The sequence below is a fragment of the Streptomyces sp. SID4985 genome, assembly GCF_009863025.1.
Classification (GTDB): domain Bacteria; phylum Actinomycetota; class Actinomycetes; order Streptomycetales; family Streptomycetaceae; genus Streptomyces.
Genome location: NZ_WWIR01000003.1, coordinates 1 through 8,649 on the forward strand (window position 1 = coordinate 1; position 8,649 = coordinate 8,649).

At 71.0% G+C, this 8,649-nt stretch carries 13 protein-coding genes; 7 read left to right on the top strand and 6 right to left on the bottom strand.

The window, feature by feature from the left end; genetic code table 11:
• The 3 genes from GTW40_RS00145 to GTW40_RS00150 form a co-directional block, all read right to left on the bottom strand.
• Positions 1 to 548, bottom strand: a 548-nt coding sequence (locus GTW40_RS00145; RefSeq protein WP_161178084.1) for a methyltransferase domain-containing protein, incomplete at its 3' end; no start/stop codon positions are given.
• Between the two features lies 1 nt (position 549).
• On the bottom strand, positions 550 to 678 hold the full coding sequence (locus tag GTW40_RS33490) for a hypothetical protein (RefSeq protein ID WP_272918972.1): 129 nt from the start codon (positions 676 to 678) through the stop codon (positions 550 to 552).
• A gap of 195 nt (positions 679 to 873) precedes the next feature.
• Positions 874 to 1,314, bottom strand: coding sequence for a DUF6415 family natural product biosynthesis protein (locus tag GTW40_RS00150; RefSeq protein ID WP_202485158.1), 441 nt, complete (start codon positions 1,312 to 1,314; stop codon positions 874 to 876).
• 565 nt (positions 1,315 to 1,879) lie between these two features.
• Here GTW40_RS00150 and GTW40_RS00155 point away from each other — a divergent pair.
• Together GTW40_RS00155 and GTW40_RS00160 are read left to right on the top strand one after the other, a co-directional pair.
• A complete protein-coding gene (locus GTW40_RS00155; RefSeq protein ID WP_343245580.1) occupies positions 1,880 to 3,352 on the top strand; it encodes an XRE family transcriptional regulator in 1,473 nt (490 codons plus the stop codon).
• A 12-nt stretch (positions 3,353 to 3,364) separates the two neighbouring features.
• Entirely contained in the window at positions 3,365 to 3,997 is a 633-nt protein-coding gene (locus GTW40_RS00160) for a 2'-5' RNA ligase family protein (protein WP_237525252.1), read from the top strand.
• Positions 3,998 to 4,003: 6 nt separating this feature from the next.
• Here the strand turns inward: GTW40_RS00160 and map are convergent, their stop codons facing one another.
• Entirely contained in the window at positions 4,004 to 4,861 is an 858-nt protein-coding gene (gene map / locus GTW40_RS00165; RefSeq protein ID WP_161178085.1) for a type I methionyl aminopeptidase, read from the bottom strand.
• A 58-nt stretch (positions 4,862 to 4,919) separates the two neighbouring features.
• On the opposite strand from map, the gene GTW40_RS00170 reads away from it, so the two are divergent.
• Positions 4,920 to 5,165 (top strand): hypothetical protein, encoded by a 246-nt coding sequence (locus GTW40_RS00170; RefSeq protein ID WP_161178086.1) that lies wholly within the window; start codon positions 4,920 to 4,922, stop codon positions 5,163 to 5,165.
• 54 nt (positions 5,166 to 5,219) lie between these two features.
• On the opposite strand, the gene GTW40_RS00175 is transcribed toward GTW40_RS00170, so the two are convergent.
• On the bottom strand, positions 5,220 to 5,816 hold the full coding sequence (locus GTW40_RS00175; protein WP_161178087.1) for a hypothetical protein: 597 nt from the start codon (positions 5,814 to 5,816) through the stop codon (positions 5,220 to 5,222).
• Positions 5,817 to 5,931: 115 nt separating this feature from the next.
• Between GTW40_RS00175 and npdG the strand changes: the two genes are divergently transcribed.
• Together npdG and GTW40_RS00185 are read left to right on the top strand one after the other, a co-directional pair.
• Entirely contained in the window at positions 5,932 to 6,657 is a 726-nt protein-coding gene (gene npdG, locus GTW40_RS00180; RefSeq protein ID WP_161178088.1) for an NADPH-dependent F420 reductase, read from the top strand.
• 75 nt (positions 6,658 to 6,732) lie between these two features.
• A complete protein-coding gene (locus tag GTW40_RS00185) occupies positions 6,733 to 6,918 on the top strand; it encodes a hypothetical protein (RefSeq protein ID WP_161178089.1) in 186 nt (61 codons plus the stop codon).
• On the opposite strand, the gene GTW40_RS00190 is transcribed toward GTW40_RS00185, so the two are convergent.
• Positions 6,908 to 7,708, bottom strand: a complete 801-nt coding sequence (locus GTW40_RS00190; RefSeq protein ID WP_161178090.1) for a site-2 protease family protein — start codon at positions 7,706 to 7,708, stop codon at positions 6,908 to 6,910. The two genes, GTW40_RS00185 and GTW40_RS00190, sit on opposite strands and share 11 nt — an antisense overlap.
• A 155-nt stretch (positions 7,709 to 7,863) precedes the next feature.
• Between GTW40_RS00190 and GTW40_RS00195 the strand changes: the two genes are divergently transcribed.
• Both GTW40_RS00195 and GTW40_RS00200 read left to right on the top strand, forming a co-directional pair.
• On the top strand, positions 7,864 to 8,328 hold the full coding sequence (locus GTW40_RS00195) for a DUF6578 domain-containing protein (protein WP_161178091.1): 465 nt from the start codon (positions 7,864 to 7,866) through the stop codon (positions 8,326 to 8,328).
• Positions 8,325 to 8,649: winged helix-turn-helix domain-containing protein (locus tag GTW40_RS00200; protein WP_202485159.1), on the top strand; the 325-nt coding region annotated here is incomplete at its 3' end. The genes GTW40_RS00195 and GTW40_RS00200, both read left to right, overlap by 4 nt.

The window sequence follows — 8,649 nt, forward strand, 5'->3', positions numbered from 1 at the left end:
CGGTCGTACGGGGCTCCCGCCTCGTCGCCTTCCACGCCATCCCGGGTGAGGACCGTACCGAGCAGGCCCTGCGCGGCGAGCCGCTCCCGGGCCGTGTCGGCCACCTTCGGGTCGACCTCGATACTCACCACGTTGTCCGTGCCGAGCCGGTGTGCCAGGAGCCCCGCGTTCCAGCCGGTTCCGGTGCCGATTTCCAGGACGCGGTGCCCGGGCTCGGCTTCCAGGGCCGCCAGCATCCGGAAGACGACCGAGGGCATGGACGCCGACGACGTCGGCACCTTGCCCCGTCCTTCTCCCCTGCCGTCGTCCCACTGCGTGACGATCGGAACGTCGGCGTTGGCATACGAGGTCCACAGTTCCGGCTGCTCGCACCGGTCCACGGTGGCGGTGGTGCCGGTGTCCATGTCGTGCGGCCACATGACATCGGGCAGGAAGACGGCCCGGGGGACGGCGGCGAACGCCGGGAGCCAGTCCGCCGACATGTGCTTGCGGTTCAGGAGGGAGCGGCCCAACTCGGACCGCCCCTCCTCCACTCCGGTGAGTGACATCTCAGCCGGTGACCCTCGGTCCGCCGTCGGGGGACGGGGGCTCCTCCGGCCCCGGCCACGGTTCCCCGGGCAGGCCGTCCCCGCCCTCACCGCCGCCTCCAGCCATCCGCCAGGTGAGCGTTTCCTTCATCGTGTTCTCCTTCGGAGTGTTCATGTTCCTTGCCGCCGACCCGGATCGGGAAGGCAGCTGGTACCCGGTCCTCCAGGCGCGTGCCGTTGGAGAGCCGGGAGTCTGGGAGCCTCCTGCAGGGCGGAGAGCTGAGCTGCGACCCTGACCCGAAGCGGCCGCCATGGGGCCCCGTGGCGCCGGGGCATGAGGTCGCCGTCAAGAGCGGCGGACGCGAGCTGCACAGGGGTCGTGGACACGGCCGAACAGGGCAGTGCCTCCGTGCGGGCCGAGCCGGGTGCAGGCCTCGCACGGCTCGGACTTGATCCGCTCGTCGCACAGCAGGCATGTCTCCAGGCCACTCAGCAGGTCGACGTGGTCGCACAGGGAAACCACCGACACGGCGAGCTGCTTCACCCGCGCGAATTCGCCTTTGAGTCCCGGGGCTTCTTGAGCGCCGAGCCTTTGGTGAGCCTCGGCAAGCGCGGCCAGGGCCGCCTTCGCGCAGGCATCGTCGTCCGGCAGCTCGGCGGCCAGTTCCTCGACACGCGGCATCAACTCGGCGAGCGCCGTGCGGAAGTCCGCCTCGAAGGCCTTCATGGTGCCGTGGCGCGGAAGCGTCTTCTGGTTCAAGAAGACGGAAGCGGCGGCGCGCGTCATGGCACGGCCGGGGGCGTCTCCGGCTCTCGCCCGTGTGTCGCTCACCGGCTGGTCTCCGCGCGGTGGATCGGGCAGGTGCAGGGCGGCAGTGCGGTACTCATCGGCGAGGGGGCAGCCTTGTGGTCGTAGGGGACGACCACGGTGGGGCGCCGCGCGGTAACGAACCCGTCTTGTGTGACCGTGTACACCCTGATTGTCATCGCCGGCTCGCGTGTACGCGTTCTGCTCGGGACGGTACGGTTCATCATGTCGACGCTCCTTCGGCGGCGTTGACCATGCCCCCGGACCGGTCATCGTCGGTCGCGGGGGTGCCTGCATCTGGCAAGCGCATCCGCTCCGGAGCAAGGGCCCCGGCGCCCTTCTACGGTTTCGTCTTCCGTCCTCGGCGTCACGGGCGTCCGTGACCAAGTTTTCTGGACACCTCACACCCAGTACTGCCAGCACGGACGCCGGGTATTGCACTCGGAAGTGGGCTGTATCCAGGGTCCGTTGCGGTCAGCCGTCACTCAGGAGAGCTACGACGCCGCTACTTTGAGTTCACCAAGCACCTGTGTAGGGAGACGCCGTGAACGCCCCTATGAAAGTCGGCTCGAAGACCGACCGAGACGCCCTGCGTACCGCGTTGCTGGCCAAGGGAGCCAGCCACATGGATATCGCGATGGAGATGCGTACTCGCTACCGAATGCGTCCGCGCGAAGCATGGCGGCACGCCCACGGTTGGACGCTCCAGGAAGCGGCCGACCGCATCACCCAGGCCAGTGTCAGGCGCCCCGGCGAAGCCGTCGCCGCAGACGCCTCGCTCGTCGGAAAATGGGAGAAGTGGCCGGCGCCATCCTCCCGGCGGCCGAGTCCGGCAGTCCTGTTCTCGATGGCTGCCGCCTACAACTGTGCGCCGACGGATCTCCTCGACCTGGACGACCGGAACTCCCTGCCGGACGCCGATCTCCAGATCATCAGCGGAATGAGAGGCGTCTCCACCGATTCCCCACCCACCGTCGAAGTCCCGCAGAGCGCGACGGCCATGGAGCCCATCGGGCCCGACTTGGTGCACCTCGCGGCTGACGAGTCAGCTACCTGGGCCGCCTGGGCCGAAGGCTCGAACGTCGGGGACATTGCCCTCGAACAGCTGATGTCGGAGACCCGGGCCCTGGCTTCCGACTACCTCACCTCGGATCCTCTCGGGCTGTTCCAGCGGACTCGCACATTGCGGGACCGGGTGTTCTCCCTGCTCGAAGGCCACCAGTACCCCCGACAGTCCGCAGACCTCTACGTCTACGCCGGTTACCTGTGCGGCCTGCTCGCCTGGATGTCTTCGGACCTGGGGCAGCTGCGCGATGCGGAGACGCAGGGCCGTACGGCGTGGTTGTGCGCCGAGCTGGCCGGACAGAACGACCTGCGGGCATGGGTGCTGTCGACTCGTTCAAAGGTGGCTTTCTGGGACGGACGCCATCGCGATGCCCTCGCATTCGCACGGCGCGGGGCCACGTACCAGACCTCGGGCTCCGTCGCTGTCCTCCTCGCGTGCCAGGAGGCGGACGCCTGGTCGGAGTTGGGCGCCAGCGACGAGGCGATGCTCTCGATCTCCCGGGCCAAGGAGGCGCGGAGTGCCTCTTCGGGCCAGGACCTGATCGGGGGCGTTTTCGCGTGCCAGCCTGCGAGGGAGGAGAACTACGCGGCGGCCGTGCATCTCCGTGCCGGACGCCCGGCCGACGCACTGAGTGCCGCTGAGCGAGCATTGGAGTTGCTGGCCACTCAGCCGGTCCGGGCGTACGGCACTGCGGCGCAGATTCACATCAGCCAGGCTGCGGCACACCTTGCTACGGGGGAAGCCGAAGGGGCGCTGGAATCGCTCACACCGGTGCTGGCCCTCCCGCCTGACCAGCGCTTGGCGCCCGTCACCCGACGTCTCAGCGAACTCACGAGCAGCATGAGCATGGGCGGTGCCGCATCGGTCGGACTGCGGGCGGCCATCGAGGAGTGGTGCGTGAACTCGGCTCCGCGCCGTCTCGCGCTCTCGCCAGGCACAGGGGCAGCCTGATTTGATCGCTGTATGACTTCGTTCGACGCCATGCGAAATCACTGGTGGTGGCGCCCCGGCTGGAACGTGGGCCGCCGCTTCTACACCTGGCACCTGACGTTCGAGGGGCAGAAGGACGTGCACCGGCTCGCAGCCGAGTACCGCTCCGCACTGGCCCCGTTCGGAGACGCCCTGACCCTCGTTCCGGATCCATGGCTGCACCTCACCATGCAAGGGATCGGGTTCGTCGGCGAGGTCAAGGAACAGGACGTGCGGGCCATCGTCGACGCGGCCGGCGAGCACCTGGCTGCCATCCCCGCCTTCGACGTCCAGGTGGGACCGCACGTGCCGGACCCCGAGGCCATCCTCCTGCACATCCATCCGGACGGTCCCGTGCACGCCGTCCGCAGCGCGATCCGCAGCGCGATCGGTGACGTACTGCCCGAGATCCCGGAGAACGCGGACGGCTTCACCCCGCACGTGTCGGTGGCCTACAGCGCGAGCGACGGACCGGCCGACCCCGTCTTCAAGGCACTCGACACAGGCGGGTTCGCCCCGGCACACGCCCGGGTCGCCCGCGCCGACCTGATCGTGATCCACCGGGACGACCAGATGTACGAGTGGGAGCCCTTCGCCTCAGTACCCCTGGGCCGGCCGGAGCGGTGAGGGCCCTTACGGCAGCGTCAGGATGTCCGCCCCGCTGTCCGTCACCACCAGCGTGTGCTCGAACTGGGCCGTGCGCTTGCGGTCCTTGGTGACCACGGTCCAGCCGTCGTCCCACATGTCGTACTCGTGGGTGCCGAGCGTCAGCATCGGCTCGATGGTGAAGGTCATGCCCGGCTGGATCACGGTGGTGGCGTGCGGGGAGTCGTAGTGCGGGACGATCAGGCCGGAGTGGAACGACGAGTTGATGCCGTGGCCGGTGAAGTCCCGTACGACGCCGTAGCCGAAGCGCTTGGCGTAGGACTCGATGACACGGCCGATGATGTTGATCTGGCGGCCGGGGCGGACCGCCTTGATGGCCCGGTTCAGGGCCTCGCGGGTGCGCTCGACCAGGAGGCGGGACTCGTCGTCCACCTCGCCGACCAGGTAGGTGGCGTTGTTGTCGCCGTGCACCCCGCCGATGTACGCGGTCACGTCCAGGTTGACGATGTCGCCGTCCCTGAGGACCGTCGAGTCCGGGATGCCGTGGCAGATGACCTCGTTGACCGAGGTGCACAGGGACTTGGGGAAGCCCCGGTATCCGAGAGTGGAGGGGTAGGCGCCGTAGTCGCACATATAGTCGTGCGCGACCTTGTCCAGCTGGTCCGTGGTGACGCCGGGGGCGATGATCTTCGCCGCCTCCTCCATCGCCCGGGCGGCGATCCGGCCGGCGACGCGCATGGCCTCGATCGTCTCGGGGGTCTGCACCTCCGGCCCGGTGTACGGAGTGGGCGCGGGCTTTCCGACGTACTCGGGGCGGCGGATGTTTCCGGGCACCGGACGGGTGGGAGACAGCTCCCCTGGTACGAGCAGCGACTGGCCAGACATGCCAGCGAGTCTAACCAGCGGGCATGGGGGAACATGTGTGTGGCGAGAGGAGCCGTTGATGTCCGTGTTCAAGAAGCGCACCCAGGGCAAGCCGGGCGAGTGGTACTACTGCCTGGAGCACAAGAAGGTCGAGGAGGGCCCCGACTGCCCCGGCAAGGACCGCTTCGGCCCGTACGCCACGCCGGAGGCGGCCCGCCACGCCATGGAGACGGCCCATGAGCGCAACGAGGAGTGGGAGAAGGACCCCCGCTGGCAGGACGCCCAGTCCGGCGAGGACAGCGACAGCGGCAGCGACAGGGCCTGACGGCCGCACCCGTACGCGCATCGAGTACGCGTATCGACTTGCCGCCCGCGGCGCCTACCAAGGCGCCGCGGGCGGTGCCGTAAGGATCTCCGCCAGCCGGGACAGCCGGTCCTTGAAGCCCCGACGCGCCCTCGGCGGGCCCGCGTTCTCGCCCGCCGCCGCGCTCACCAGGTGCTGCACGCTGTCCAGGTCCAGTTCGGCGCCCTCGGGGACGGCCAGGACGTCGTGGGCCATCGCGGCCAGTTCGCCGTCGCCCGCGCCGAGCGCCAGGACGGTCACCCCGGCGCGGCGGGCCGTGTGGACCCGGTCCAGCAGCGCCGCCGGTTCGTCCGGGGCCACCACCAGCAGGGTCTCGCCCCGGCGGGCCTCCGCGATCCGGCCGGGGCCGACCGCCAGATGCGCGGGGTCGGAGGGGCGGGCGTGGTGGCGTACCAGGACGGGGGCCAGCTCCGGGGTGCCCGACCAGGCCGCCTCGTCCACCAGATGGGCCGCCAGATGCCAGGGCTCGTACTCCGGCGTCCCGGCGAGCAGCAGCCCGCCGCCGTGGGCCGTCACCGACCCGCGCAGCACCCCCGCGAACCGGCGTGTGGCCCCCAACCACTCCGTCCCGGCGAGCACTTCGCGCAGCAGCGCGACCCGTACGGCGTCCATGCGCCCGCATCCTGCCTCAACCGGTCCCATTCGTCCCGCAGTTCACTCCAGGTTCGCCCGAACCGAGGACTCACCCGCGCGGGTGCGCGAAGCCGCGCGGACGTAGAGTCGGCCCATGACCACCAGCGACAGCGCACAGACCGCCGCCCCGACCCCCGCGAAGGCCCCGGCCAAGGACCCCTGGGACCTGCCCGACGTCTCCGGACTGGTCGTCGGCGTGATCGGCGGCACCGGGCCGCAGGGCAAGGGACTCGCGTACCGGCTCGCCAAGGCGGGCCAGAAGGTGATCGTCGGCTCCCGCTCCGCCGAGCGCGCCCACACGGCCGCCGAGGAGCTGGGCCACGGCGTCGAGGGCGCGGACAACGCCGAGACCGCGCGCCGCAGCGACGTCGTGATCGTCGCCGTGCCGTGGGACGGCCACGCCGACACCCTGAAGTCGCTCCGCGAGGACCTCGCGGGCAAGCTCGTCGTGGACTGCGTCAACCCGCTCGGCTTCGACAAGCAGGGCGCCTACGCGCTCACCGTCGAGGAGGGCAGCGCAGCCCAGCAGGCCGAGGCGCTGCTCCCGGAGTCCCGGGTCACCGCCGCCTTCCACCACCTCTCCGCCGTCCTCCTGGAGGACCCGGAGATCGACGAGATCAACACCGATGTGATGGTCCTCGGCGACAAGCGCGCCGACACCGACATCGTGCAGGCCCTCGCCGGGCGCATCCCCGGCATGCGCGGCGTCTTCGCCGGACGGCTGCGCAACGCCCACCAGGTGGAGGGTCTCGTCGCGAACCTGATCTCCACGAACCGCCGCTACAAGGCGCACGCCGGGCTGCGCGTCACCGACGTCTGAGACCGGCGCCGGGCGGGGGCGGCCCATGGGGGACACTGGTGCGCGTAGCAGTGTCCCCCGACAGGAGCCGACCCCATGCCCCGCATCGCCCTCGTCACCCTCGCCGTCTGCCTCCTGGCCGTGGCCGCGGCCGTCGTCTCGTTCCTCCAGGGCAGCTGGCTCGGGATCATCTGGGTGCTGCTCGCGGGGCTGACCTCCAACATGACCTGGTTCTACTTCAAGCGGAGCCGGGCCGGAGCCGCCAAGTCCGTCACGGGCTGACCGTGCAGTACGCCGGGGCCTCGCTCCAGAAGCGGTAGAGCCAATAGCCGCAGTCGGAGGCCCCGTCGCTCACACCCAGGGCGCGCAGCACGTCGTAGACCACGTCGAAGAAGGCCGCGTTGACCGAGGGCACCCACAGCAGCGCGAAGACCAGCAGCATGCCGAACTGGGCGAACGTCTCCAGCTGCCGCTTGATCCCGTACGGCAGCCACGGCTCGATCACGCCGTAGCCGTCCAGGCCCGGAACGGGCAGGAAGTTCAGGATCGCCGCGCTCACCTGGAGCAGGACGAGGAACGCCAGCGCGTACCGGAAGTCGCGCGGCACGCCGCCCGCCGCGCCCAGCCAGAACGGCGCCGCGCACACCAGCGCGAACGCCACGTTCGTCAGCGGGCCCGCCGCCGAGATCAGGCTGTGCCGCCAGCGGCCCCGAATACGGCCGCGCTCGATGAACACCGCGCCGCCGGGCAGACCGATGCCGCCCGCGATCACGAACAGCACCGGCAGCACGATGCTCAGCAGGGCGTGCGTGTACTTCAGCGGGTTCAGCGTCAGATAGCCCTTGGCCCCAATGGAGATGTCCCCGCCGTGCAGCGCGGTGCGCGCGTGGGCGTACTCGTGCAGGCACAGCGAGATGATCCAGGCCGCCGTCACGAACAGGAACACCGCGAGCCCCGGCTTCGCGGCGAACCCGGTCCAGGTCGCCCAGCCGGTCACCGCCGCCACGGCCAGGATGCCGACGAAGACGGGACTGACCCGGCGGTCGGCGGGGCGGGTCGCTGCGGTGGTCATGGGCGGCTCCTGAAGAGTGCTTCTCGGGCGAAGCGGTACGGATCGGGCGGCGCGGTGCGCGGATCCGACGGACGGTCGGGTGCCCGACCGTACCCGGCCGGGACTCGCCGGGAAAACGCCTCGCCACCAGCCCCCGGTTCAGCGAGGCTGGGGGGATGGCACTGATGAAGGTCTTCTACGAGGACTGGCAGATGGGGTGCTGCGGCGACCCCTTCTCGGTCGGCGACCGCGTCGGCTGGAACCTCGTCCCCGTGAAGAAGGCCGGAGACCCGGGCGGCGGCTGCGGCGCCGGGGCCTGGGTGGAGAACCACGGCGGCCGCGGCCCCGCGACCGAGGGCACGGTCCGCGCGGTCGAACTGGTCCACGTGACCTATCGGTACCGCCCGGAGGAGTCGCCCACCCACCAGCCGGTGCCCGGCTCCCCGACCCTGGAGGCGGTCGACACCTGCCCCAAGTGGTTCGCGCCCGACACCGAGGAGCCGGACCCCGTCGCCGGTGCCCTGGTCCACCGCACCTCCGGCGCCCTCGTCACCCTGGAGGTCCCGGACGGGCCCGCCGGGCCTCCGCCCCCGGCATCCCCCGCCCGCCGACGGTCCCGCCGGGGCGACCGGAGACAATGAACCCCGTGCGCTATCGGCTTCTCGGCACCACCCAGGCACTCCGCCCCGACGGCACGGCCGTCCCCGTCGGCGGGGCGCGGCTGCGTGCCCTGCTGACCGTGCTCGCGCTGCGGGCCGGGCGGACCGTACCGGCCCTCGTCCTCGTGGACGAGGTGTGGGGCGCCGACCCGCCCGCCGACGCGGCCGGAGCCCTCCAGGCCCTGATCGGCCGCCTCCGCCGCGCCCTCGGCGCCGGTGCCGTCGCCTCCGCCGACGGCGGCTACCGGCTCGCCGCCGCCCCCGACGACATCGACCTCACCCGCTTCGACCGGCTCACCGCCG